Origin of the sequence: Streptomyces sp. NPDC050625, from assembly GCF_040654755.1 — a bacterium.
GTDB lineage: Bacteria > Actinomycetota > Actinomycetes > Streptomycetales > Streptomycetaceae > Streptomyces.
This window is the reverse complement of record NZ_JBFAIQ010000018.1, coordinates 137,424-160,478: the sequence shown is the minus strand read 5'-3', so window position 1 is coordinate 160,478 and position 23,055 is coordinate 137,424. Positions and strand designations below refer to the sequence as shown.

29 protein-coding genes are annotated in these 23,055 nt (G+C 70.2%); all 29 read left to right on the top strand.

Annotated features, from left to right (window positions below; all coding sequences use genetic code 11):
- Positions 1 to 324: 324 nt before the first annotated feature.
- On the top strand, positions 325 to 864 hold the full coding sequence (locus AB0I54_RS31795; protein WP_363299657.1) for a hypothetical protein: 540 nt from the start codon (positions 325 to 327) through the stop codon (positions 862 to 864).
- The gene (locus AB0I54_RS31790; RefSeq protein ID WP_363299656.1) at positions 861 to 1,307 is read left to right on the top strand and encodes a hypothetical protein; all 447 of its coding nucleotides are present in this window, start codon (positions 861 to 863) and stop codon (positions 1,305 to 1,307) included. The genes AB0I54_RS31795 and AB0I54_RS31790 overlap by 4 nt, the downstream gene beginning before the upstream one ends.
- The gene (locus tag AB0I54_RS31785) at positions 1,304 to 1,684 is read left to right on the top strand and encodes a hypothetical protein (RefSeq protein ID WP_363299655.1); all 381 of its coding nucleotides are present in this window, start codon (positions 1,304 to 1,306) and stop codon (positions 1,682 to 1,684) included. The genes AB0I54_RS31790 and AB0I54_RS31785 overlap by 4 nt, the downstream gene beginning before the upstream one ends.
- Positions 1,681 to 1,935 carry a hypothetical protein gene (locus AB0I54_RS31780; RefSeq protein ID WP_363299654.1) on the top strand — a complete coding sequence of 85 codons (255 nt, stop codon included), beginning with the start codon at positions 1,681 to 1,683 and terminating at the stop codon, positions 1,933 to 1,935. Before AB0I54_RS31785 ends, AB0I54_RS31780 begins: the two co-directional genes overlap by 4 nt.
- A complete protein-coding gene (locus tag AB0I54_RS31775; protein WP_363299653.1) occupies positions 1,932 to 3,050 on the top strand; it encodes a conjugal transfer protein in 1,119 nt (372 codons plus the stop codon). Before AB0I54_RS31780 ends, AB0I54_RS31775 begins: the two co-directional genes overlap by 4 nt.
- The gene (locus AB0I54_RS31770) at positions 3,047 to 3,223 is read left to right on the top strand and encodes a hypothetical protein (RefSeq protein WP_363299701.1); all 177 of its coding nucleotides are present in this window, start codon (positions 3,047 to 3,049) and stop codon (positions 3,221 to 3,223) included. The genes AB0I54_RS31775 and AB0I54_RS31770 overlap by 4 nt, the downstream gene beginning before the upstream one ends.
- Entirely contained in the window at positions 3,220 to 3,534 is a 315-nt protein-coding gene (locus AB0I54_RS31765; protein ID WP_363299652.1) for a hypothetical protein, read from the top strand. Before AB0I54_RS31770 ends, AB0I54_RS31765 begins: the two co-directional genes overlap by 4 nt.
- Before the next feature lie 2 nt (positions 3,535 to 3,536).
- The gene (locus tag AB0I54_RS31760; RefSeq protein WP_363299651.1) at positions 3,537 to 3,728 is read left to right on the top strand and encodes a hypothetical protein; all 192 of its coding nucleotides are present in this window, start codon (positions 3,537 to 3,539) and stop codon (positions 3,726 to 3,728) included.
- Positions 3,728 to 3,907 (top strand): hypothetical protein, encoded by a 180-nt coding sequence (locus AB0I54_RS31755; RefSeq protein ID WP_363299650.1) that lies wholly within the window; start codon positions 3,728 to 3,730, stop codon positions 3,905 to 3,907. The genes AB0I54_RS31760 and AB0I54_RS31755 overlap by 1 nt, the downstream gene beginning before the upstream one ends.
- Positions 3,908 to 3,990: 83 nt before the next feature.
- Positions 3,991 to 6,084, top strand: a complete 2,094-nt coding sequence (locus AB0I54_RS31750; RefSeq protein WP_363299649.1) for an ATP-binding protein — start codon at positions 3,991 to 3,993, stop codon at positions 6,082 to 6,084.
- A 177-nt stretch (positions 6,085 to 6,261) separates the two neighbouring features.
- Entirely contained in the window at positions 6,262 to 6,462 is a 201-nt protein-coding gene (locus tag AB0I54_RS31745) for a hypothetical protein (protein ID WP_363299648.1), read from the top strand.
- Positions 6,463 to 6,672: 210 nt separating this feature from the next.
- A complete protein-coding gene (locus AB0I54_RS31740) occupies positions 6,673 to 7,035 on the top strand; it encodes a hypothetical protein (protein ID WP_363299647.1) in 363 nt (120 codons plus the stop codon).
- A gap of 14 nt (positions 7,036 to 7,049) precedes the next feature.
- Positions 7,050 to 7,328: an HNH endonuclease gene (locus AB0I54_RS31735; protein ID WP_363299646.1), complete on the top strand. Its 279-nt coding sequence runs from the start codon at positions 7,050 to 7,052 to the stop codon at positions 7,326 to 7,328.
- A gap of 6 nt (positions 7,329 to 7,334) precedes the next feature.
- Positions 7,335 to 7,772, top strand: a complete 438-nt coding sequence (locus AB0I54_RS31730; RefSeq protein ID WP_363299645.1) for an AAA family ATPase — start codon at positions 7,335 to 7,337, stop codon at positions 7,770 to 7,772.
- A 180-nt stretch (positions 7,773 to 7,952) separates the two neighbouring features.
- Positions 7,953 to 8,219, top strand: a complete 267-nt coding sequence (locus tag AB0I54_RS31725) for a hypothetical protein (RefSeq protein WP_363299644.1) — start codon at positions 7,953 to 7,955, stop codon at positions 8,217 to 8,219.
- On the top strand, positions 8,203 to 9,684 hold the full coding sequence (locus AB0I54_RS31720) for a terminase (protein WP_363299642.1): 1,482 nt from the start codon (positions 8,203 to 8,205) through the stop codon (positions 9,682 to 9,684). Before AB0I54_RS31725 ends, AB0I54_RS31720 begins: the two co-directional genes overlap by 17 nt.
- 12 nt (positions 9,685 to 9,696) lie before the next feature.
- Positions 9,697 to 9,909 (top strand): hypothetical protein, encoded by a 213-nt coding sequence (locus tag AB0I54_RS31715; RefSeq protein WP_363299641.1) that lies wholly within the window; start codon positions 9,697 to 9,699, stop codon positions 9,907 to 9,909.
- Complete coding sequence (locus AB0I54_RS31710; protein WP_363299640.1) at positions 9,906 to 11,075, top strand: phage portal protein; 1,170 nt, start codon at positions 9,906 to 9,908, stop codon at positions 11,073 to 11,075. The genes AB0I54_RS31715 and AB0I54_RS31710 overlap by 4 nt, the downstream gene beginning before the upstream one ends.
- Entirely contained in the window at positions 11,075 to 11,761 is a 687-nt protein-coding gene (locus AB0I54_RS31705; protein WP_363299639.1) for an HK97 family phage prohead protease, read from the top strand. The genes AB0I54_RS31710 and AB0I54_RS31705 overlap by 1 nt, the downstream gene beginning before the upstream one ends.
- Positions 11,762 to 11,893: 132 nt before the next feature.
- Positions 11,894 to 13,375: a phage major capsid protein gene (locus AB0I54_RS31700; protein WP_363299638.1), complete on the top strand. Its 1,482-nt coding sequence runs from the start codon at positions 11,894 to 11,896 to the stop codon at positions 13,373 to 13,375.
- Positions 13,376 to 13,439: 64 nt separating this feature from the next.
- Positions 13,440 to 13,751, top strand: a complete 312-nt coding sequence (locus AB0I54_RS31695) for a hypothetical protein (RefSeq protein ID WP_363299637.1) — start codon at positions 13,440 to 13,442, stop codon at positions 13,749 to 13,751.
- A 94-nt stretch (positions 13,752 to 13,845) separates the two neighbouring features.
- A complete protein-coding gene (locus AB0I54_RS31690) occupies positions 13,846 to 14,670 on the top strand; it encodes a hypothetical protein (protein WP_363299636.1) in 825 nt (274 codons plus the stop codon).
- The gene (locus tag AB0I54_RS31685) at positions 14,667 to 15,131 is read left to right on the top strand and encodes a hypothetical protein (RefSeq protein WP_363299634.1); all 465 of its coding nucleotides are present in this window, start codon (positions 14,667 to 14,669) and stop codon (positions 15,129 to 15,131) included. The genes AB0I54_RS31690 and AB0I54_RS31685 overlap by 4 nt, the downstream gene beginning before the upstream one ends.
- 23 nt (positions 15,132 to 15,154) lie before the next feature.
- Complete coding sequence (locus tag AB0I54_RS31680) at positions 15,155 to 15,361, top strand: hypothetical protein (protein WP_363299633.1); 207 nt, start codon at positions 15,155 to 15,157, stop codon at positions 15,359 to 15,361.
- Positions 15,362 to 15,364: 3 nt separating this feature from the next.
- On the top strand, positions 15,365 to 16,351 hold the full coding sequence (locus AB0I54_RS31675; RefSeq protein WP_363299632.1) for a phage tail tube protein: 987 nt from the start codon (positions 15,365 to 15,367) through the stop codon (positions 16,349 to 16,351).
- Between the two features lie 8 nt (positions 16,352 to 16,359).
- Positions 16,360 to 16,869: a hypothetical protein gene (locus AB0I54_RS31670; RefSeq protein ID WP_363299631.1), complete on the top strand. Its 510-nt coding sequence runs from the start codon at positions 16,360 to 16,362 to the stop codon at positions 16,867 to 16,869.
- 30 nt (positions 16,870 to 16,899) lie between these two features.
- Positions 16,900 to 17,352, top strand: coding sequence for a hypothetical protein (locus AB0I54_RS31665; RefSeq protein ID WP_363299630.1), 453 nt, complete (start codon positions 16,900 to 16,902; stop codon positions 17,350 to 17,352).
- 132 nt (positions 17,353 to 17,484) lie between these two features.
- Positions 17,485 to 20,583, top strand: coding sequence for a hypothetical protein (locus tag AB0I54_RS31660; protein WP_363299629.1), 3,099 nt, complete (start codon positions 17,485 to 17,487; stop codon positions 20,581 to 20,583).
- Between the two features lie 2 nt (positions 20,584 to 20,585).
- Positions 20,586 to 23,051, top strand: a complete 2,466-nt coding sequence (locus tag AB0I54_RS31655; RefSeq protein ID WP_363299628.1) for a LamG-like jellyroll fold domain-containing protein — start codon at positions 20,586 to 20,588, stop codon at positions 23,049 to 23,051.
- Positions 23,052 to 23,055: the final 4 nt, after the last annotated feature.

Genomic DNA, 23,055 nt, shown 5'->3' with positions numbered 1-23,055 from the left:
CTCCCAATTGGCGCGAGCGCGTTGCTGCCGAGAACCGGCGGCAGCAGGACCTGCAGGCAGAGATCGCGGCCAGCGCCCGAAGACGAGCGGCAGCGTTCGAAGAGGGCGTCCGAGAACTCGGCAGCAAGTCGGCTGTCGCCCGAGAAGTCGGGATCGACGTCAGCGCAGTCAGAAGATCCATCCGCGACTACGGAACGGGAACCCTACTCCCGCCCGATCGCCCGACCACAACCGAATAGGCCCGTACAGCGGGCCGCCCCCGGCTAGGCGACCCTACCGCCCGCCGGGGACCACCACTTCCCACGAGAGAGATCAGAGCTCCTCATGGACAACCAGCACATTAGCGCGCGCACGCGCGCTCTGATCAACGCGGCCTTCGCCGAACCGGCCCGCCGTCCACGCCCCGCGCTGGCTCGCCTCCTGACGAAGGTGACGCCCGGGCACGGCGGCTGCTGGATCTACACCGGCAACATCCACAAGAACACCGGCTACGGCTGCTTCACGATCTCAGCCAAGAAGCGGACCTCGGCCCACCGGGCGGCCTACGAGCTGCTGGTCGCGCCGATCCCGCCGGGCGCCCATCTCGATCACACCTGTCACACGGCGGACGACGGCTGCCCGGGCGGCATCTCCTGCCTGCACAGGCGGTGCGTGAACCCTCTCCACCTGGAGCCTGTCACCGCGCAGGAGAATCTGCTGCGCTCGCGCCGAACCGTGGCCGGAAGGAACGCCCGGAAGACGCACTGCCCGCAGGGCCACGAGTACACGCCCGAGAACACCGGCACCAACAGCAAGGGGCGGTACTGCCGGGCGTGCGGGAAGGCTCGCATCCGCACGGTGAGCAACTCCGGTGGTGCGCGATGACCAACTCCATGTCCGCATGCGCGGACAACACCACCTGGCCCGCCGAGCCGAGCGACCTTGAGGTCGCCATCAGCGTGGCCCAGCAGCTGCTCGACAGCGACCAGATCCCCTCGCTCCGGGAAGCCTTGAGGCTCCTCCTCCGGGCACTCGGCGCCGAGTCCCAGCAGCAGGTGACCGGCACGCAGCCGCCCGCACTCCGGTGCCCGGCCGCGCACCCCGAAGACCCCACCCCGTGCGTCGGCCCGGTCGCCGTCACCATCCTCGACCGCGAGAACGCGGGCGCCAGCGGGTGCGAGCACCACGGCGCGCGGCTCCTCGCCTCCCTCGACGGCGGCCGCGTCTACGCCCTGCCGCACGCCTCCGAAGGCGCAGCCATCCGCACCTTCAAGGCCGCCGCCACCACGCTCCCCTACGCATGGGTCAAGCGGGGCGAGCGCCCGTGAGCACCGAGCCCCGCACCGTGACCGTCAACCTCCTCGTCACCAAGCCGCTGGAGATCGAGGAGCCCGACTGGTGCGTCGGTCACCGCGACGACCACGCCCAGTTCCGGCCCGACCTCACCCACAACGGCCCCGAGGTCTCCGCCCGCATCGACCTCCGCCGCGGGCCCGCCAAGTTCCTCACCGCCTGGATCTCCCACGCCCCCTACGGCGAACTCGCCCCCGAGCCCCAGCCCATCCTCGCCATCAACGTCGGCGCCGACACCCTCAGCTGCGACCCCGACGGCGTCCGCTCCTTCACCAACCTCGTCCGCGCCCACTGCGACGTCCTCGACCAACTCGCCACCGAACTGGAGCGCGTCCGCGGAGGTGCCCAGTGAGCATCCGAGACCGCATCCGAGACGCCGTCTACAGCGCGGCGACCACCAGCGACGGCGAACCGGCGGCACCCCGCCGCGCCACGACGGCCGCCTCCGTGCTCGCACAGGCCGCATCGAACCACGGCCACACCGGTACGGCCGCCACGGTCGCCGCCCTCGGCGCTGCCGCGGTGGCCGCCGAGGGCGCCCTGTCCGTCTACGTCTATCCGCCCGGCGAGTACGCCACGTTCCGAGAGGACGGGAAGCGATGACCTCCCGCAACCTCACCAAGGGGCAGGCCTCCGTCCTCGGCACGGCCGCCGTCGTCATGGCCGCCGTCGGAGGTTTCGGCGCCTGGGGCACCTACAGCAACGTGATGGCCGCCTTCCACCGGCAGGCGACCGCCGCCGGCGTCGTGGCCGCTGGCGAGGGCCTCACCCTGATCCTCGCCCTCACCATGCTCGGGCTGACGATGCTCGGCCAGTCCGCGCCCGCCGTGATCCGCGCCGGGCTGTGGCTGGCCCCCCTCAGCGCCTGCTTCACCGGCCTGTCCGTGGCCACCAACCGCACGGACGCCGTCGTGTACGCGGTCACCCCGCTCGCCATGAGCGGAGCCGCCGAAGGCCTCGGCCTGATCGCCCGCCGCATCGTCGTCTACCGCACCGGCACGGACGCCGAGGTGGTACGCCGCAACGCCGACGTGGCGCGGCAGCTGGCTTTCCACCGCGCCGTCGCCGAGGGCCACCCGAGCGAGCGCAAGGCCAAGTGGGCCGTCCGCCGCTACTGGCGCCTCGCCCGCTACGTCGGCGTGGGCGACACCGAGCTCGGCGCCGGCCTCGTCGACGTCCAGCGCGTCCGCGTCCGCGACGGAGCTGATGCGGCCCTCGCATCCATGTACGGCGGACAGACTTCCTCGAAGGAAGTAAGTCCCGCCGAGCAGCCCCGGTCCGGCTCCGCGACGGACGTCTTGCGGGCCCGCTTCGCCGACATGGACCCGGCGGATGCCATCCGGTTCGCCGCTGATGCGCGACCTGATGCACCCCCGGCCGAACTCGCCGCGATCCTCGGCACCTACGACGTCCACGTGGACCCCGTCGCCGTCGCCCTGGTCCTCGGCACCCGCCCACCCGAGTACGAGGTGCATCGACCTGATGCGGCTGATGCACCGCAGGTCAACGAGCTGGAACCGGTCGACGTAGCGGGCGCCGTCGCCGAAGCCGCATCCATCCTCGGACCGGACGCATCCGCCCGCGACATCGCCGAGCACATCGCCCGGCACCGGCGCCTCGTCGTCACCGAGCCCTACATCCGCACCGCCCTCTCACGGGCCGCCAAGAAGCCCCAGCCCGAGACCCCGGCCAAGCCCATGGAAGGCGGATACGCGTGATGCGCTGGCTCCTCCTCGGCGCCCTGCTCGGGCTCCTCCTCCTGTACCCGCCCCTCCTCGCCGTCGTCATCACGGTGGCGGCCGCGCTCCTGTCCAAGCCGCTCGTCGTCGCGTTCGCCGCCGGCCTCGCCGCCCGCCCGTACCTGCCCCGGATCCGGAGTTGGGCGCGATGAGCGACGCACTGGAGAAGGCCGAGGCCGCCGCGCGGGAGGCCGCCGAGAACACCGACGTCGCCCGGATCGTCGCCGCGGTCCTCGCCGCGCAGCAGGCCGTACAGCAACAGCCCTCCCAGCAGCAGGTCTGTCAGCACCAGCACAAGCCCGGCCGCAGCGCCGGCGAGTGGCTGGCCATCGGCTGCGCCGTCTGCGTCGGCGGCATCGGCCTGGCCCTCGGCTTCCTCGCCGTGGCCATCGCCGCGTGCTGCGCGACCGGCTGCTTCGTGATCCTGCGCCAGATCTGGCGCGACGCCCAGAAGGGGAAGTGACCATGACCCGCGACCAGGCCCTCACCGAGGCCCGCGAGGCCGCCGCCAAGGCCAAGAAGCTGGCCGAGGAGGCCGAGCGCGCCGTGAACAGCCTCGACCGCCACCACAAGACGGAGCGGTACGCCGCGGCCGGCTCGGCGTGGGCGGACGTCTCCCGCACCTACACCGACCTCGCCGCGCTGCTGGAGGACTGATGGCGCTCACGCCCCACGACCCGCACAACGCCCGCGAGATGGCCGCCGTGATCGCCCTCGGACTGCGTATCGAACGCCGCCGCGCCTACGGCAAGCCCACCAAGGCCCTTGAGCGCCAGGTCGAGCGCATCCGCGAGCAGGCCCAGGCCCGCGAGGACGCCCGCGGACGCAAGAAGTAACACCCCGGGGACGGCGGCACCACGACCAAGCAGGCGCCGTCCCCGGGCCCCGGACCGCCCAACGAACGACCGGAGAGCCCAGCATGACCGTCACCCTGATCAAACCGCCAGAGGACGCGCGCCAGGACGCCCAGGACGCGCCCACCGCCGAGGCGTCCTCGACGCGTCCTGAGCGGCGCCGCGCCCGCTACCAGCGGATCGCCAAGGCCGCGCTCGCCGACGAACGCGTACAGATCGGATGGCGCCTCGCCGTCCGCCACACCAGTTACATCGCCGGCGGCACCCGCGTCACCGCCCGACGTGCCTGGGACGGTCGCACCGCGTCCCGGTACGAGCGGATGATCCGCGCCGCCGAGGCCGCTGGACTCCTCGACGAGGTCAAGGAGTGGGAGGCCCGCGGCAATGCCTTCCGTGCCGCCCGCCACAAGAGGCGTATGGACCTCCTGCAGCTGGCCCTCAACGCGCCCAAGGCCGTCGCCTCCGCCACAGTCGGCACCGGCGGGATCCTCCTCATGCTCGGCATCCTCCTCGCCTGGGCCAACCACGACGTCCACGACGTCCTCACTCCCACCGAGACCGTCGTCGACCTGGTCCGCTGGGTCGCGTTCATCGCGGGCATCGTCTGGGACCCGTTCCTGTTCGCCGCCCCCTGGATCGGCCTCGCCGCCGTCTGGGCCGTCGGACGCCACCGCCACACCGCACCCCAGTGGGCGCTGCCCGCCCAGGCCCGCGACCTCGGCGGCCCCATCACCCCGTCCATCGTCGTCACCGCCTTCCGCGACCTCGGCATCTCCCCGCTCCGGAAGTCCATCGAGGCGATGGGCGACGTCGGCGCCGCCATGCTGTCCCCCATCAAGATCGCCGGATGCGGCGTCGAGCTCGACGTCACCCTGCCCTCCGGCGTCTCCACCGAGGAGATCCAGGCCAAGCGGCGCAAGCTCGCCGAGAACCTCAACCGGCACGAACACGAGGTGTTCATCACCATCCCGCAAGCGGCCCGCACCGTCCGCCTGTGGATCGCCGACAGCGGCGCCCTCGACGAGCCCATCGGCCCATCCCCGCTCGTCACCGACCCCGACACCACCGCCAACTACAAGACCGGCCGCGCACCCTGGGGCCAGTCCCTGCGCGGCGACGCCGCCAGCCTCACCGTCTACCAGCGGCACCTGCTCATGACCGGCCTGTCCAACCAGGGCAAGACCGCCTCCCTGCGCGCCATCGCCCTCTGGCTCGCCTTCGACCCCGCCGTCGAGTTCTGGATCGGCGACCTCAAGGGCGTCGGCGACTGGGCCATGTTCGAAGGCATCGCCAAGCTCCTCATCCAAGGCCCCACCGACGAACACGCCTGCTCCGTCACCGAGATGGTCGAGGCCGCCGTCACCGAGATGGAGCGCCGCCTCCAGGACCCGCCCGGCACCGTCCACGACCCACTCGTCGTCATCGTCGACGAAGCCCAGGTCGCGTTCATGAACCCCCTCAAGGGCGACGACGGACGGCCCTACGGCGGCAAGAAGGCCACCAGCCGCTACTTCATGGCCTGCCGCCGCCTCCACAACCAGGGCCGCGCCGTCTCCGTCACCCTCTGGCAGGGCACCCAGGACCCCACCGACGAGAACCTGCCCAAGCTCGTCCGCGAGGGCGCCCACATCCGCGCCTCCCTCGTCGTCGGCACCGAGTCCCAGGCCAAGATGGCGCTCGGCGACAAGGCCGTGAACGCCGGCGCCGCCCCGCACCTCCTGCGCCAGGGCCTCGACAAGGGCACGCTCGTCGTCGCCGGCGACGGCATCGACGTCCCCGCCGGCGAGCCGTCCATCACTGTCCGCACCCACTTCATCGACACCGACACCGCGGGGGAGATCGCCGACCGCGCCCGCCAGCTGCGCGAGGGCGGCGTGGCCACCGTCCATCAGCTGGAGGTCGCCCAGGACGTCGACCACCTCGCCGACCTGGCGGCCGTCGTCGGCGCCGAGAAGCGCGTGCGCACCACCGAGGTCCTGCACCGGCTCAAGGCCCGCAACCACGCCGTGTACGAGCACTGGACCGGCGCCCGCCTCAAGGCCCTGCTCGCCGAGTACGGCGAGGACACCGGCGTCCTCGACGGCTACCCCGTCGTGCGCCTGGAGAGCGTCCAGCGGGCCCTCGAACAGCGCGCGGAGGAGCTCGCCGAGGCTCAGTGACCCGGCAGTGGGCAGTGACTTTCCACTCAGGGGATCACTGCCCCGCCTCACTGGCGTTGATCAGCGCAAACGGCGATCAAGTGAGGCAGTGGGGCCGCTTGTGAGGGTCAGCCTGACCCCCGCAGGCGGCCTCTCCGGCGTCCGCCGCAGCCTCACTCACTGCCGCATCATGGGCTCATGCACACCGAGGACACCCCGCCCGGCTACTACGGCACCCGCGACGTCGCCAGAGCCCTCGGCATCAAGCCCGCCAGCGTCCGCCTGATCGTCCACCGCGGCCAGCTCCGCCGGACGGCCGGCACCGAACGCCACCCCCTGTACGCGGCCGAGGACGTCGCCGCCCTCCTCGCCAAGCGCACCGAGCGCTCAGCTGCTTGACCGCAGGTCAGACAGCGTGTAACGATCTCGGTGTACAACTGTGCCCTCACACGGCACCACAGACACACGACGGAGCCCCGGCGCGGTCCCCCCGGCCGGGGCTTCGTCGTGCCCACAGCCCGTCGGGTCACAGGACGGCCACACGCCCTCCACGCCACCCCCACAAGCCGCATGATGACCCCTCAGCGCCTCAACGGCCTTGGGGGGACCATGAGCCAGCCGTACCCGCACCAGCCACCGCCGCAGCCGCCCAGACAGTTCAACTGGACCAAGTGGGCCATCTGGACCACCGCCGCGGCCGCCGCAGCCTTCGGCATCGGTGGAGCCATCGCCACCACCACCCGCGACAACCAACCCAGCGCGGCGGCCTGCAAGACCGCCCTCGAACGAGGCTGGGACCGCTACGACGCCGAGCGAGCCGCCGGCCGCGACCCAGGGATGCAGGACCCGCCCCCCGCATGCATCGGCCTCGACAAGAAGACGCTGGAGAAGATCACCGGCGAGATCATGGACAAGAAGCTGCGCGAGGGCCTCGACGACGCCGTCAAGGACCTGGAGACCGCCCAGCCGTAAGGGAGGTGGCGCCCGTGGCCGGCAACCCCCGCAACGGGCGCCCCTACCGCAGGCTGTGCGCCTGGCTCCGAGCCCAACGCCTCCCATGCTGGCTCTGCGGCCACGAGATCGGCTACGAGCTGGACGCCCGCCACCCACTCAGCTTCACCCTCGACCACGAAGTGCCCGTGTCCAAGCGCCCCGACCTCCTGCTCGACCCCGCCAACGCCCGCCCCGCACACCGGCGATGCAACAGCCGCAAGGGCGACCGGACGCCCACAGCTCAGCCCGTGCGAGCCTCGCGCAGGTGGTGACGCGCCGTGCTCATCGTCGTCACCGGACCACCGGCCGCAGGCAAGAGCTCGTGGATCCAGGCGCACGCTACGGCCCGTGACATCGTCATCGACCTGGACCTGATCACCCGCGCGCTCTCCGGCCCCGGCGCCCCGAGCTGGAACCAGGACCCGCTGCAGCTGCGCGTCGCCCACCGCGCCAGGTACGCAGCCATGGACGAGGCGTTCGCACTGCGTGACAAGGTCGACGTCTACCTGATCCACACCATGCCCAGCCGCAAGGCCATGGCCAAGTACAAGCGGCTCGACGCACGCATCGTCACCGTCGACCCAGGGCGCGACGTGATCATGCAACGCGTAGCAGCCATGCGCGACCCCGACATGCAGAGAGTGGTCACCCGCTGGTACCGGCAACGGCCGGCCGCCGCACCCGGGGCCATGCCGCAGTCGTCACGGGCATGGTGAGCATGATCGACGCGGGTGGCCGACCCAGTTTTTGGTGGCCTTCCCGGGCGACCCAAACGCCCTTGTCGCCCGATTTTTTACACGGGGCCTGTACTCGCTAATCCGCCGGAGCGAACTCCAGCGATTTAGCGGGCGGTCACCCTGCGTGACGTGACGCTCTGTGACGACTCGGGGGTGATCATGAGTAAGAACGTCGAAGCGACCTCCGCCGAAATTGATCAGCTGCGCGTCGGCGGCATCGCGCCCGGCCTCGCGCAACTCGCCCTCACCCTGGCCGAGTCGCTCGATGAGAAGGGCGGCCCCACCGCGAAGGCGAACGCGGGGCGCGAGCTACGGGCCGTGATGGAGACCCTCCGGAAGCTGGCCCCGGTCGACCAGCAGGACGACGGGGTCGACAAGCTCGCCAAGCAGGGGGAGGAACGCCGTGTCCGTGCTCGCCGCCTCTGAGGTGGCCACGGGCCTGCAGACGCCGCGGCTGTTCACGGCGCCGCCGGCGTTCCTGTCGTCGGCCGGGCAGGAGGCCGTCGAGCTGGCGAGGCTCGCCGGGCTGGACCTGTTCCCGTGGCAGCAGCACGTCCTGGACGTCGGGATGCGCGAGCGGTCGGACCGCAAGTGGTCGGCGTTCGAGGTCGCGGTCAACGTCCCGAGGCAGAACGGCAAGGGCGGGATCATCGAGGCCCGCGAGCTGGCCGGGCTGTTCCTGCTGCGGGAGCGGCTGATCATCCACTCGGCTCACGAGTTCAAGACGAGCCGGGTCGCGTTCCAGCGGATCCAGTCCCTGATCCTCGGGTGCCCTGACCTGCGGAAACGCGTCAAGCGGATGTTGTGCAACACGACGGAGACGTCGATCACGCTGGTCACCGGGGAGTCGTTGCAGTTCATCGCCCGCTCGGGCGGCTCCGGCCGCGGCTGGACCGGCGACTGCAACATCTTGGACGAGGACATGATCCTGGGCGACGACGCGATGGGCGCGCTGATGCCGACGATGTCCGCCGTCGAGAACCCGCAGCTCTGGTACATGGGCAGCGCCGGTATCGGCTCGCCGTCCGTGCAGCTGGCCCGGCTGCGGCGCCGCGCGCTGGCCGCGCTGGAGTCCGGCACCCCGGACCCGTCGCTGGCCTACTTCGAGTGGTCGGTGGACCCGCACGTGGACGAGTGCCCGCCGGGCTGCACCGCGCACGACGACCCGGACGACCTCGCGTCGTGGGCCAAGGCGAACCCGTCCCTGGGCCACCTGATCACGCCGGAGTTCGTCCGCAACGAACGGGCGTCCCTCGGCTCCAGCGGCATCTTCGAACGGGAGCGACTCGGCGTGGGCGACTACCCGTCCGACGAGGCCGACACCTGGCAGGTCATCGGCGAGGAAGCATGGCGGGCCCTGGCGGCCGCTGACAGCTCCCCCAGCGATCCGGTGTCCTTCGCCATCGACATGACCCCCGAGCGCAGCCATGCGGCGATCTGCGTGGCCGGAGAGTGGCGCGGCGGCACGCACGTCGAGGTCGTCGACCACCGGCCGGGCACGGGCTGGATCCTCGACCGCGCGGCCGAGCTGCACGAGAAGTGGAAGCCGCGGTGCTGGGTCGTGGATGCCGGCGGCCCGGCCGGGTCGCTCATCGCCGACCTGGCGGAGCGGCTCGGTGTGGAGATCGTCTCGCCCAAGTCGCGGGAAGTCGCCGCAGCCTGCGGTCAGTTCTACGACGCGGTCACGGAGCAGAGCCTGTCCCACCTGGACCAGGCGCCCATGGCGTCCGCGCTGGCGGGCGCGCAGAAGCGTCCGCTGGGAGATGCGTGGGCGTGGGCGCGGCGGACGGTGGGCGTGGACATCAGCCCGCTGGTCGCCGCCACGCTGGCCAAGTGGGGCCTGGGGGCTGTGGTCGAAGAGGTGTCGGACCCGATGAACAACATCTGGTGAAGGGGGGCGCTCATGCCCGGCAGGGAGTCGCTGACGGTCCGCCTCGCGGCGCCTGTCGGCGCAGCTGTAGGCGCCGTGTGGCGCGCGTGGCCGGTGCTGCTGGGGTGGGTGCTGGTGTCGTTCGGGGCGTGGCTGGCGTGGCCGCCTGCCGGGTTCCTGACGGCCGGGGCGCTGCTGCTGGCCGACCAGGTCGCCGATCGCGCCACCCGGAGGGGGCCTGAATGAGTTACCTCCTGGGGCGCCGTGAGCGGCGCGCGATGTTCCCCAGTCCGCCGATCCCGCCGAACTCGCAGGCGGGCGGCGGCACCTCAAGCTACGCGCAGGTCAACCTGTCGCAGACCGAGGCGAGTCTGCAGAAGGTCGCCGTGTGGTCGTGTGTGAACCTGGTCGCCACGATGGCGGAGGTGCTGCCCACCTTCTACCTGCCGCGGCCGCGGGATCCCCAGCCGCTGCCGGAGTGGATGGCGGACCTGGGCGGCGACGGCCATGGACTGCCCGACTGGCTGTACCAGTACGTGTATTCGGCGATGCTGCGCGGCAACACGACCGGCCTCATCGGAGCGCGGGATCCGCTGCGCGGCACGCCCCGGCAGATCGTGCTGCAGCATCCGGACCTGGTGCACGTGGTGCCCGATCAGGACGGCATGCCGCAGTGGACGATCAACGGCAAGAAGGTCGACACCGACCAGGTGTGGCACCGGCGTGTGCACCCCGCGCCCGGCCGGCTCATGGGTCTCTCGCCGATCGGCCTGCAGGCCACGACGATCAGCACCGGCATCGCCGCGCTGCAGTTCGGCTACCAGTGGTTCCGGGAGGGCGGCCACCCCTCGGGCATCCTGACGTCGGAGCGGGAGCTCGACCAGAAGCAGGCCAACACCGCGAAGCAGCGGTTCATGGCGGCCGTGCACGGCCGTCGAGAGCCCGCCGTGCTCGGCGGCGGCTGGAAGTACCAGCAGATCCAGATCGCCCCGAACGAGTCGCAGTTCCTGGAGACGAACAACTACACGGCCGCCGAGTGCTGCCGCATCTTCGGCCCCGGCTTCGCCGAGATCTTCGGCTACGAGACAGGCGGCTCGCTGACCTACAGCAACATCGAGCAGCGCTCCCTGGACCTGCTCACCTACGCCGTTGACCCGTGGCTGGTGCGCATCGAGCGCGCCCTGTCCAAGCTGCTGCCGGTCGGCGAGTTGAAGTTCGACCGCAAGGCTCTGGTCCGCACGGACCTGCTGACCCGGTTCAAGGCGCACACGCTGGCCCTGCAGAACCAGTGGGAGACGGTCAACGAAGTCCGCGACCAGGAAGACCAGGGTCCCGTGGAGTGGGGCGACAAGCCCACCGCGCCGCCGCCTTCGCCGTCGAAGGTTCAGATCAGCCCGATGGGAGGCGACTGATGGCAGACAAGAGTGAGCGTGCCAAGGCCACCGGAGTGCTGCACCGCGCCTACCCGGTGCAGCTCGAGGTGCGCGCGAAGGCCGGCGCGTCCGGGGTGTCCACGATCAGCGGGTACGCGTCGGTGGTCGAGGAGCCCTACGAGATGTGGGACTGGCTCGGCTCGTACTTCGAGGTCGTGCGTGCCGGGGCGTTCGCCAAGACGCTGGGCGAGAACCCGCAGGTGCAGCTGCTGCTGAACCATGGCGGCCTGGCGATGGCGTACACCAAGGCTGGCAGCCTGCGCCTGGCGGAGGACGAGACCGGCCTACACATGGAGGCGGACGTCACGGCCGCCCGCTCCGACGTGCAGGACATGCTGCTGGCCCTCGAGGACGGCAGCGTCGACGAGATGTCGTTCGCGTTCCGGGTGACCCGGCAGATGTGGTCCCCCGACTACGACCAGCGGGACATCCTCGAGGTCGACCTGCACCGCGGCGATGTCAGCGTCGTCAACTTTGGGGCCAACCCCGCCACTTCTGTCGCCCCCGCGCTGCGGGCGGCCGACTTCGACAAGCTCGGCGAGGACGACGCCCGCACGCTCCTGGAGCGCCTGCAGCGCCGTCTTGCGCCGCCCGTGGAGCCCGAGCCGCCGGCCGGGCATCCGCTGTCGCTGTACCTGGCTCAGGCCGAGGCCCTCGCCCTGTAGCCACACTCGCCTGCATCACCTGACGCGCCGGACCCCACGCCGGAGCGCGCCTCGGCGCGCCACCACCTGGGGCACCACCCGGACGGTTCGCGGGCGCGACCCCATCCCCATCACCGAATGAAGGAGTGAGCCATGCTCGCATTCCTGCGCAAGCAGCTGCAGGAGCTGCTCGAGCAGCGGGCCGCGCTGAAGACCGAACTCGACGAGGTCCTCAAGGCGCCGACCGCGGAGAAGCGCAACCTGACCGAGGCCGAAGACAAGGCGTTCGCCGAGAAGCGCGACGCCATCAAGGCCAAGGACGGCGAGATCGAGACCGTCGAGGCTCGTGTCGCCGAGCTCGAGGAGGTCGAGGAGCGCGGCAAGAAGGCGGCCCAGCTGCGCGCCCAGTACGGGCAGAACACCCCCGAGCCCAGCCCGTCCGTCCAGGTCATCTCCGAGCCGCGCACCTACGAGCGCGGCACCAAGCACTCGTACTTCCTCGACGTCGTCCGCGCCCAGCTCGGCCGCGGCGACGGCGACGGCGGCGTCACAGCCGCGCAGGACCGCCTGCGTCGCCACTCGCAGGAGCTCGACGTCGAGATGCCCAAGCGGGAGAAGCGGCGCTCCGAGCTGGCGGAGAAGGAGCTGCGCGCCGTCGACCGGGGCAGCGTGTTCGAGAAGCGAGTCAACCCCAACCGCACCGACGGGCAGGGCGGTTACTTCGTGCCGCCGCTGTGGCTGGTCGACCAGTACATCGACCTGCCGCGCTTCGGCCGCACTTTCGCCAACACCGTGCAGAACCTGCCGCTCCCGGCCGGCACTGACTCGGTGAACGTGCCGAAGGTGGCCACCGGTACGGCGACCGGCGTGCAGACCGCGGACGCCGCGGCCGTCACCTCCACGGACATGACGGACACGTTCGTGACCGCGCCGGTGCGCACGATCGCCGGTCAGCAGGACATCGCGATCCAGCTGCTCGACCAGAGCCCCGTGGCGTTCGACGAGATCGTGTTCGCCGACCTGATCGCCGACTACAACCAGCGCCTGGACACCCAGTGCTGGAACGGCTCCGGTAGCTCCGGCCAGCTCAAGGGCGTTCTGAACGTCTCCGGCATCAACGCGGTCACGTACACCGACGCGACGCCGACGCTGCCCGAGCTGTACGCACCGGCGATGCAGGCGCTGTCGCTGTCGGCGAAGAACCGCAAGATGATGCCGACCGCGGTCTTCCTGACCCCGTCGCGCTGGTTCTGGATGGCCTCTCAGCTCGACTCGCAGAACCGGCCGTTCATCCTCCCGGAGACCAACGCCCCCTTCAACCCGCTGGCCCTGCAGACCGGCGGCGACGTCGAGGGCCCGGTCGGGCGGATCCTCAACTTCCCGCTGCTGGCCGACGGCAACATCCCGGCGAACCTCGGCGCGGGCACCAACGAGGACCGCATCGCAGCGATGCGCACCTCGGACCTGTACCTGTGGGAGGGCGCAATGCGCACCCGCGTGCTGCAGGAGGTCCTGTCCAACACGCTGCAGGTGCGGCTGCAGGTCTACAACTACGCGGCGTTCATGCCCGACCGGCGGCCGGAGACCATCTCCGTCATCTCCGGCACCGGCCTGATCGCGCCGTCCGGCTACTGATCCCACCCCCTCTCGCAGGCCCGTCCATCCGGGCGGGCCTGCGCCGTTTGGAACGGAGAGCGCGATGCACGATCGCATTGCCGAACTGCGCGGGCTCGAGAACGAGCTCGCGAACTGCGAGAACGGGCCGCGCCGCGGCACACGGGCGGAGGCCGCGGACGAGGTCCGGGCCGAGATCTCCCGGGTGCGGGGCGAGCTCGAGGAGCAGGCGGCCGGCCTGGACGAGCAGGCGAAGCAGCACACCGAGCAGGGCCAGGACGCCCTGGCCGGTGAGGCGACCGAAGAGGCTCGCCGCATCCGGGGCGCCCTGGGCGCTGGCCAGGAGCGAGCCGTCGAGTCCAAGCCGCGGCGTACCGCCAAGCCCCCGTCCAAGTAGGGCGCTGTCCATCTCCGGCCCGGGGGCCGTGCCCGCTCCAGCGTGGCCGCCGGGCCGGGCTCTGCCCGCACAACGTCCTTGGTGAGGGGGCCCGATGAGCTACGACCTGGGCGCGGTCGTCCCGCTGAGCACGAGCGTGAAGGACGCCAACGGGGCGCCGGCCAACGCCGGGAACATGCGGCTGACCGTCACGCTGCCCGATGGCACCACGACGGTCGTGGACCCGGTGGCGCCGGCCTCGACGGGCAGTTATACCCACGCCTACCAGACGGTGCAGGCCGGACTGCACCAGGTGCGGTGGCTGGCCACGGGCGCCAACGCCGGCGCCTCGACGGACGTGCTCGACGTCCGCCCGGCCGCGCCGCCGATGCTGTTCTCCCTCGCGGACGCCAAGGGGCAGCTGGACATCCCGGCTGCCTCGACCGGCGACGACGAGGAGATCCTCGACTACATCGCCGCCACCACAGCGGCGGTGGAGTACTTCGTCGGCCCGGTCGTGCAGCGCACGGTGCAGCAAGTCCTGTCCGGGGACTGCGCGGCCTGGGTGCTGCACACCACGCCGGTATTGGCGATCAGCTCTGTCGCGGCCGTGCAGGCCTGGCAGCTGGACGTCCCGGTGCAGGTCCTGGACGTCGATGCCGAGACGGGCATCGTGCGCCGCACGGACGGCCTGTGGTTCTACTCCGGCACCTACCGGGTGACGTACACGGCGGGCCGGACCGCGGTCCGGCCGAACGTGAGCCTCGCCGGGAAGCTGATCCTGCAGCACCTGTGGCGCACCCAGTACGGCGCCGCCCGCGGCCCGTCGGCCGCTGACGACTTCTCCGTCACCGAGCAGGTGCCCGGTTTCGGCTACGCGATCCCCAACCGTGCGCTGCAGCTGCTGCAGCCCGACCGGCAGCCGGGAGGTTTCGCATGATGACGTCCCGCGTGCCCGCGGCCGTGGATGCGCTGCTGGCGATCCTGCGGGCCGCACCCGCCCTCGCCGAGGTGGCCATCATCGACGGCCCGTCCGCCATGAACTACACGCAACTGAGGCGTGTGTATGTCGGATGGCAGCCGGGCGCCGATAGTGCCGTGTCGCTTGAGCAGGCCTTCAACAGTGCCGGCGCCAGGACGCGCGACGAGATGTTCTCGGTCTCCTGCTACGCCGAGGCCCGCGCTGGGGACAAGGACATGAAGTCCCGACGCGACGAGGTGTTCGCGCTCGTCGGCGAGGTGGAGACGGCGCTCCGCGCCACGAACGTCGCGCCCGAGGCGCCGACCCTTGGCGGCGCGGTGCTGTGGGCGCACCTGACCGCAGGCGACCTGACCCAAGTGCAGGCCGAAGGCAGCCTCGCCGGGCTGGCCTTCACGGTGACCTGCCAGGCCCGTATCTGACCAATCAGCAAGGGAGAACAGCCATGGCGCGTGTGCGCTTCATCGGGCCGGAGCCAGTCACCGTGCCCGAGCTCGGAAGCCGGGTCGTCGAGCCCGACGAGGTCGTCGAGGTCCCGGACGAACGGTTCGAGGGCTACGTGTGCCAGCCCGGCACGTGGGAGTCCGTCGAGGAGCCCGGCAAGGCCGCGGCGAAGAAGACCGCGGCCAAGGCGCCGCAGAAGGAGGGCTGATCCATGGCGATCGGATCCGGACTCGGCGCCCAGCTCGGCATCGCAGCCGAGAGCAGCTACGGCACGTTCGTGGCGCCCACGAAGTTCATCGAGTTCACCAAGGAGAGCCTCGGTCTCAAGAAGACCACCGCCCAGAGCGCGGGCATCGCGGCCGGCCGTCTGATGCCCCTTTCCTCCCGGCGCGTCGTCACCCGCAAGGAGGTCTCCGGGTCGTTCGACATGGAGATCTCCAACAAGGGGATGGGGCTGATCCTTCAGACCCTGATGGGGACGACGGTCACTCCCGTGCAGCAGGCGGCGACGGCCGCGTACCTGCAGACTCACACGCTGGCGAGCGTGGCCGGCAAGAGCCTCACGATCCAGAAGGGCGTGCCGTTGACCAGCGGCACGGTGACCGACAAGACCTTTCTGGGCTGCAAGCTCACCTCGGGTGAATTCGCGTGCGGCATGGGCGAGATGCTCACCGGCAGCTTCGAGATCGACGGCCGGGACAGCGACGAGGGCCAGACGCTGGCAGTCGCCAGCTACTCGAACATGTCGCCGTTCCACTTCGGGCAGATGGCGCTGAAGACGGGCACCTTCGGCGCAGAGACTGCGCTGGACGGCATCCGCAAGGTCTCCTGCAAGATCGAGAGGCCCCAGGACGTCGAGCGGTTCTACGCGAACCAGGCGGCCCTGAAGAAAGAACCGATCGAGAACGACCAGGTCAAAATCACGGGTTCGCTGGAGACGGACTACGTCGCCACCACGCTGGACGACCTGCACACCTCCGACGGGGCAACCAGCCTCGTGTGGGAGTTCGTTGGCCCGCTGATCGCGTCGACGTACTTCGAGACGTTCCGGATCACGCTGCCCGCGGTGAAGCTCGACGAGGGCCCGCCCGTCGTGGACGGCTTCGGGGTCATCAAGCCCACTTTCACCTACACCGCGCTCTATGACGGCACCAACCTGCCGAAGATCGAATACCTGTCGACGGACGTCACCCTGTGAGGTGAGTCGTGCGCGATGTACGGATCACCGGCACCGGCCAGCTGCTGGAGCTGCAGAAACGGCTGCGTCGGGCCGGGCACGAGAACATCCGGCAGTCGATGCAGCGGCGTATCCGCCGGGCTGCGGAGCCGCTGCGCGACGACCTGCAGGACTCGATCCGCCATCTGGACATCAGCTCGCAGGGCCGCGGCGCCGGCAAGCGCGGCGGCCCGAGTCCGACCACCCGCCCGCTGCGGGCATCGATCGCCGAGGCCATCCGCATCTCGGTGCGCAACACCGGCAACCCGGGCGCCCGGATCTGGGTCGACAAAGGGCTGCTGCCCCCGGACATCCCGATGGGCGTCCTGGACCGGCTGAACGAAGGCAGGCTCAGGCACCCCGTGTTCGGAAACAAACGCAGGTGGGCCCAGCAGAACGCGACGCCGCTGTGGTGGGACCGCCCGATCAGGGACCACCAGGAGCGCATGGCGCGCGAAGTGGAGCGGGTCATCGATGACGTGATCCGCCGCCTGGACTGACACGCAATTCATGGAGCAACGGAGCAACGCATGATCATCGTCTACGCGCCGGAAGACGGCCAGACGCACCGCTGGGACCTGAAGACCGCGCGGATCCTGGCCACCGAGGCGGAGGCCGTCGAGCGGGTCACGGACCTGGACTGGGCCACGGCCCGCAGCAAGGTCGTCAAGGGCAGCATGCTGGCGCTGCGCGCGATCGCCTGGGTGCTGCTCAAGCGCTCCCAGCCCGCCCTGCGCTACACGCAGTTCGATCCGGCCGCCGGGGAGCTCGGCTTCGAGTACGACGCAGACGAGCGTGCCGTGATCCGCGCGAACATCGAGACAGACGAGGACCTGACCGAGGAGGAGCGGGCGGGGATCCTCGCCGAGCTCGACGAGGCCGACGCCGCCCTGGACGCCGCCGAGACCGCGGAACACACGGCCGACGACCCTGAGCAGGTCCCAAAAGCCTCGGGCGACGAAGCATCGCCCACCGCCGCCTGACCTACGAGCCGCTGCTCGCCAACCTCCTGCACATCCGCCCGTGGGAGATCGAGCGCCTGACCCTCGACCAGTTCGAGCGGGCCATCGCGTGGATCGACGACTACCAGCGACAGCAGGAGGAGGCGAACAGGGATGGCTGACCGGCGCCTTCGTTTCACCCTGGAAGGCCGCGACAACCTCTCCCAGGCACTCGACCGGGCGGGCCGGTCCGCGGGGACGCTGGAGAAGCGGCTCCGCATGGCGGCGCTCGCGGGTACGGCCGGCGCCGGCCCGATGGCTGCCGCGATCACCGCCATGGCGGGTGCGGCCGTCGCCGGGTTCGCTTCCGCCGGCGGGGCCGCGGCCGCGTTCGGCGTTGCGATCCAACCGCAGATCAAGCTGATGACGAACAATGCGGCCGCCGCGAAGAAGTTGGCGGACGCGCAAGAGAACATGGCCCGCAAGAAGCAGCTCGCGGACCAGCTGGCGGCCAAGGGCTCCGACCTTGCGAAGAAGGCGCAGTCGGCCTACACCTCGTCAAGGCTGGCGGCCGCCGACGCCGAGAAGGCGTATGAACGGCAGACCAAGGGGATGCCGAAGGCGACCGCGGACGCCTCCCTGGCGCTGGCGAAGCTGAAGACAGCGCACGAGAAGTGGTCGGCGTCCCTGGCCAAGGACACGATGCCCATCTTCACCAAGGGCTTGGACGGGGCACGCAAGGCTTTGCCGTACCTGACGCCGCTGGTGAAGACTGCGTCGCACGCGCTGTCCGACTTCATGGACGGCCTCGACGGCAAGGGCCTCAAGGGCTTCCTCGACCGCATCAACCAGGCCGCGAAGAAGACCCTGCCCGACCTGCTGAACACGGGCAAGAACGTGTTCATCGGACTGGGCGGGATCATCGACGCGTTCCTGCCCACCAGCGACAAATTCACTGGCGGCCTGGAGGCGGGCAGTGAGGCGTTCGCCAAGTGGGGCAAGGGCCTCGGGGACAGCGATGGCTTCAAGAGGTTCATGGACATCGCTGCCACGGGCGGCGGGTCCTTGGCGAACCTGGCCAGTGCCGCGCTGAACCTGTATGACGCGCTGCGGCCGATCACCGGCGCGTGGGTCGACATCGCCGAGGGCGCGGCGAAGTTCATCCGCTGGCTGCCTCCGGATGCGCTCGCCACGATCGCCGGTGGCCTGCTCGCGGTCAAGGTCGCGGCGATGGGTATCGGCGCCGCCCTGGCGCTGCTGAACGCCAACCCGGTGACGCTCGCAGCGCTGGCGGTCATCGGCCTGTCGGCGGCGTTCGTGACCGCGTGGGAGAAGTCCCAGCGCTTCCGGGAGATCGCATCCCAGGTGATGTCCGGCGTCGCCCAGGTGGTGCTCACGCAGGCGAAGCTGATCCTGCTCGGCTTCCAGGGCCTCACCCAGGGCGCACTCTCGGCGATGGTCGCCCTGGTCGAGGGCGCGAACGGCATGTTCGGCAAGCTGCCGGGCGTCGGCCACTACTTCCGCGACGCGGCCAAGGCGGCCGAAGACCTCCGGACCGGCACGAACAAGTCGTTCCAGGACGCCATCGACAAGATCGATGGCTACTCGGAGGCCGCCAAGCGGATGCCCACCGACATCAAGTTCAAGGGCGAGATCAGCGACCTCGACTCGAAGATCAAGACCGCTCAGGCGCGTGTCGACTCCCTGAAACAAAAGCGGAAGACAGCGGTCGGCGCGGACAAGGCGCAGCTGGAGATCGCGGTCGCGACGGCTCAGGCGCGGCTCGACGGTCTGAAGCAGAAGAAGGCAGCCACGGTCCGGGCGCAGGACCAGGCGAGCGGGAAGCTCAGCTTCGTGCAGCGGCTGCTGAGCCAGCTCAACGGGCAAGTCGCGACGACCTACGTCAACACCGTGCGCTCCGAGTCGCACGCGTCGCCTCGCTTCCACCAGTGGCGGGGTGGCCCGGTCCGGCTGGCGGGCGGTGGCATGCCCGGCCTGATACGTGGTGCTGGGTCGGCGACGTCGGACAGCATCCCGGCCATGCTGTCGAACGGCGAGTACGTCGTGCGGGCGTCCGCCGTGTCGAAGTACGGCACGGGCCTGCTCGACTCCATCAACTCCGGCCGCTACAACGGGGCCGGCGCGGACGCCGGGCGAGGGCTCGCCGCGGGCCTGCTCGGCTCTCTCGGCGTCGTGCAGTCGGCCGCCGCGCAGATGGCCGCGGCGGTCACCCTCGGGGTCAAGGGTGAGCTGCAGATCGCCAGTCCCAGCAAGAAGACGCGCGCGCTGGCGACGGACGTGGCGAAGGGCTTCATCGAGGGGCTCACCGGTTCCCGCGACAAGATCAAGTCCACGGCGCGTGACCTGGCGAACGACATCAAGACCGCGTTCTCCGGGCGCCGGGAATCCTCGCTGCTGCGCATGGTCGACAAGCAGACCAAGAAGCTGCTGGACTACGCCGCCCAGCGGGACAAGATCGCCGCGAAGATCGCCGAGGCGAAGAAGTACGCAGCCGACACCACGAAGACCGCACGTGACTCGGCGGCCCTGTCCAACCTCGGCATGGACGCCGACGAGGTCACCGCGGGCGGCATCAAGGGCGGGCTGCAATCCAAGCTCGCCCGGATCCAGCAGTTCGCCCGCTACGTCTCCATGCTGGCCAAGCGGGGCCTGAACAAGGGTCTCATCAGGCAGATCCTCGACATGGGGCCGGAGGCCGGCTACGCCTACGCGTCCGCGCTGGCGGGCGCCGACAAGGCGACGCTGGCGTCGGTGAACAAGACCCAGTCAGCTATCGACAAGGCAACCACCTCCCTCGGGCGGTCGGGCGCCGACATCCTGTACGACTCGGGCAAGAACGCCGGGCGTGGGTTCCTCAAGGGTCTGGAGGGCCAGCAGAAGAACATCGAGAACCTGATGCTCAAGATCGCCCGGTCCATGCAGAAGGCGATCAAGAAGGCCCTCGGGATCAAGAGCCCCAGCACGGTGATGGCGCAGCTCGGCTCCTACTCCACACAAGGCCTCGCGCGCGGTCTCGTCGATGCGATGCCGCACCTTGACCGCGCCCTGGATGTCGTGTCCGGGCGGGTGGCCGCCACGCAGCCCGTCCTCGGCCGGGCCGCCGTGGCGGGCGGGGGCGGGGGCACGATCTACAACGTGCAGGTCGACGTGCACGAAGCCATGGATCCGGTCGCTGTCGGCCGCGAGGTGCAAAGGGTCCTTCTCCAGTTCGGCCGCGCTCAGGGCGCGACCGTGTCCCTGAAGGTGGGGTGACCATGCCGCTGCTGGTGGAAGCGGGTTGGGGCGGCCTCGTGCAACTGCCCAACACGATCACGTGGACGGACATCACGTCGGCCGTCGACGTGGTGCAGGGCGTGGCCATCACCCGCGGCGCGAGCGACGAGCTCAGCGAGACGCAGCCGGGAACGGCCACGCTCGTGCTCGACAACAGCGACGGGCGCTTCACCCCCGGCAACTCCGGGTCGCCGTACTGGCCCTACGTGCGGCGGCTCGCGCCGATCCGGATCGCGGTCGCGGTCATTCCCACCCTGTCGGGATCGGCGCCGTACCCGCTCGCCATGCTCGGCGACGACTTCGATGACGGCCGGGTCAACACCTCGCTATGGCCGACGAACACCGGGGGCGCCGGCGCCGAGACCGGGGACGGGCGCCTGCGCATCACCGTCGCCCCGGGCGTGGACACGAACTTCACCTCAGCCCGGCAGTGGAACCTGGCGGGCAGCAAGCTGACCGCGAAGCTGACCACGGTGCCCGCCGCGAACGGATCCTCGAACTGCGCCGCCTCGATGTGGGTGCTCAGCACGACGTCCGGCACCCGCATCGGCTGGCGCTACGACGCCCTCACCGGTGTCCTGGCCGCCATGTCTCAGGCCGGTTTCTCCGACGGCACCCCGACGAACCTCACCTACAGCGCGATCGACCACGCGTGGCTGCGGGTACGGGAGTCGGGCGGCACCGTCTACTGGGAGACATCGAGCAACGGCTACGGCTGGACCGTGCGCCGCACCCTGGCCACGCCCAGCTGGGTCACGTCGCAGACCCACGCCGTGGACTTCCCTACCACCAGGACGGGCGGCACGTCCGGGTACATCGAGTGGGACCTGGTCGGCGCCGAGGTACGCCCCAGATTCTGGGGCGTGGTCAACGAGTTCCCCGTCGAATTCGAGGGCCTGTCCAGCAAGGTCAGGATTTCGTGCACCGACCTGTTCAAGCGCCTCAACAAGCTGCCGCCGATGCGGAGCATGCTGGCCGAGGAGATCCTCAGCGAGGACCTCACCGGCGCCACCGATTTCCTCGGCGTGTACTACCCGCTCACCGAGCCGTCCGGATCCACGGCGGCTGGCGACATCTCCGGTGGCGGCGGCGGGGCGCTCGCCCTCACCCAGGTCAGCACGGGCGGATCGCTCGACTTCGGTACGGACGGGCTGACCGAGACCGGCGAGACCGCGCTCACGTTCACGCCCGCCAGCTCAAGCGCGGGCAAATACCTGGTGGGTGATCTGGGGACGACGTTCCAGACGTACACGACCAGCTGGAACATGGTCGTCGAGTTCTGGATCAAGACCACGGCGACCAGCCGTGCGATCCTCGGCATGTTCGAGCCGAACCTCGACCACCAGGTCGTCTACACCCTGAGCGCCTCGGGTGAGCTCAACATCGAGTACACCGACGGCGGCGGCACCCTCACCGTCTACGGCAGCCTGCGCGTGATCAATGACGGCGCCTGGCACCACATCGTCCACGACCACACCCCCACCAAGCGGCTGTGGATCGACGGCGCGGCTGGTCCGGTGCAGGCCCTTATGCCGAACATCACCTCGGTGCAGACCCTGCACGTTGGCGGCTACCGCGGTGCGCGGATGTTCTCCGGGCAGCTCGCTCACCTTGCGGTGACGTTCTCCAGCGCGCAAGTCGGTGACCAGGTGGCGGCCAGTCACTACACGGCCGGCACGACCGGGTTCTCAGGCGAGGATGCGGATGTCCGTATCCAGCGGCTGGCCCGGTACGCGGGCCTGTCGGAGGTGACGATCTGGGGCACCACCTTCGACCCGGTCTCCTCCCAGGGGCCGGGCGGATCCAGCGTCGTCACGCGCATGCGGGAGGTCGAAGCGACTGAGTCCGCCCGGCTGTTCGCCGAGCGGGATTGGTACGGGATCGCCTTCCAGTCTCGTGACCTGCGGTACAACCCGGCCCCGGCGGGCGAGGTGTTCACGATTGCCTACGCCGACCTGGAGCCGCGGTCTGTGGAGCTGGCCGACGACGACCAGAAGATGGTCAACTCCGTCGAGGCCAGCAGGCCGGGTGGAGCCACCCAGCGGGTCACCGCGCCCTCGTCGATCCTGGCGTTCGGCCTGTACGAGCAGCAGCTGAACATCCTCAAGACCAGCGACAACAGCGTGTTGGACGCCGCGTATTGGCTGGTCAGCAGGTACGCCGACCCAGGCACCGAACTGCGCGAGGTTCCCGTCGAGGCGTTCACGATGACCGGCTACCTCAACATCCTCGACGCCGACATCTCCTCGTACTTCTCCGTGACCAGCATGCCTTCACAGTCACCGGCCTCGTCGATCCGGGTCACGGTCGAGGGCTACACGGAGACGATCAAGCACAACAGTCACGAGATCCGGTTCCACACCTCGGCCACGACCACCGACAACGTGTGGGTGCTGGACGACGCGACGTACAGCGTCCTCGATTCCACCACTCGCCTCGCCTACTAGGAGC

Excerpts from the sequence above, each read along its gene's own strand:
- AB0I54_RS31725 (WP_363299644.1), top strand. The coding sequence starts at position 7,953 with ATGAGTAAGAACGTCGAAGCGACCTCCGCCGAAATTGATCAGCTGCGC.
- AB0I54_RS31755 (WP_363299650.1), top strand. The coding sequence starts at position 3,728 with ATGGCGCTCACGCCCCACGACCCGCACAACGCCCGCGAGATGGCCGCC.
- AB0I54_RS31660 (WP_363299629.1), top strand. The coding sequence starts at position 17,485 with ATGGCTGACCGGCGCCTTCGTTTCACCCTGGAAGGCCGCGACAACCTC.
- AB0I54_RS31740 (WP_363299647.1), top strand. The coding sequence starts at position 6,673 with ATGAGCCAGCCGTACCCGCACCAGCCACCGCCGCAGCCGCCCAGACAG.
- AB0I54_RS31705 (WP_363299639.1), top strand. The coding sequence starts at position 11,075 with ATGGCAGACAAGAGTGAGCGTGCCAAGGCCACCGGAGTGCTGCACCGC.
- AB0I54_RS31690 (WP_363299636.1), top strand. The coding sequence starts at position 13,846 with ATGAGCTACGACCTGGGCGCGGTCGTCCCGCTGAGCACGAGCGTGAAG.
- AB0I54_RS31790 (WP_363299656.1), top strand. The coding sequence starts at position 861 with ATGACCAACTCCATGTCCGCATGCGCGGACAACACCACCTGGCCCGCC.
- AB0I54_RS31765 (WP_363299652.1), top strand. The coding sequence starts at position 3,220 with ATGAGCGACGCACTGGAGAAGGCCGAGGCCGCCGCGCGGGAGGCCGCC.
- AB0I54_RS31655 (WP_363299628.1), top strand. The coding sequence starts at position 20,586 with ATGCCGCTGCTGGTGGAAGCGGGTTGGGGCGGCCTCGTGCAACTGCCC.
- AB0I54_RS31775 (WP_363299653.1), top strand. The coding sequence starts at position 1,932 with ATGACCTCCCGCAACCTCACCAAGGGGCAGGCCTCCGTCCTCGGCACG.
- AB0I54_RS31685 (WP_363299634.1), top strand. The coding sequence starts at position 14,667 with ATGATGACGTCCCGCGTGCCCGCGGCCGTGGATGCGCTGCTGGCGATC.
- AB0I54_RS31675 (WP_363299632.1), top strand. The coding sequence starts at position 15,365 with ATGGCGATCGGATCCGGACTCGGCGCCCAGCTCGGCATCGCAGCCGAG.
- AB0I54_RS31760 (WP_363299651.1), top strand. The coding sequence starts at position 3,537 with ATGACCCGCGACCAGGCCCTCACCGAGGCCCGCGAGGCCGCCGCCAAG.
- AB0I54_RS31710 (WP_363299640.1), top strand. The coding sequence starts at position 9,906 with ATGAGTTACCTCCTGGGGCGCCGTGAGCGGCGCGCGATGTTCCCCAGT.
- AB0I54_RS31750 (WP_363299649.1), top strand. The coding sequence starts at position 3,991 with ATGACCGTCACCCTGATCAAACCGCCAGAGGACGCGCGCCAGGACGCC.
- AB0I54_RS31695 (WP_363299637.1), top strand. The coding sequence starts at position 13,440 with ATGCACGATCGCATTGCCGAACTGCGCGGGCTCGAGAACGAGCTCGCG.
- AB0I54_RS31715 (WP_363299641.1), top strand. The coding sequence starts at position 9,697 with ATGCCCGGCAGGGAGTCGCTGACGGTCCGCCTCGCGGCGCCTGTCGGC.
- AB0I54_RS31795 (WP_363299657.1), top strand. The coding sequence starts at position 325 with ATGGACAACCAGCACATTAGCGCGCGCACGCGCGCTCTGATCAACGCG.
- AB0I54_RS31665 (WP_363299630.1), top strand. The coding sequence starts at position 16,900 with ATGATCATCGTCTACGCGCCGGAAGACGGCCAGACGCACCGCTGGGAC.
- AB0I54_RS31700 (WP_363299638.1), top strand. The coding sequence starts at position 11,894 with ATGCTCGCATTCCTGCGCAAGCAGCTGCAGGAGCTGCTCGAGCAGCGG.
- AB0I54_RS31745 (WP_363299648.1), top strand. The coding sequence starts at position 6,262 with ATGCACACCGAGGACACCCCGCCCGGCTACTACGGCACCCGCGACGTC.
- AB0I54_RS31680 (WP_363299633.1), top strand. The coding sequence starts at position 15,155 with ATGGCGCGTGTGCGCTTCATCGGGCCGGAGCCAGTCACCGTGCCCGAG.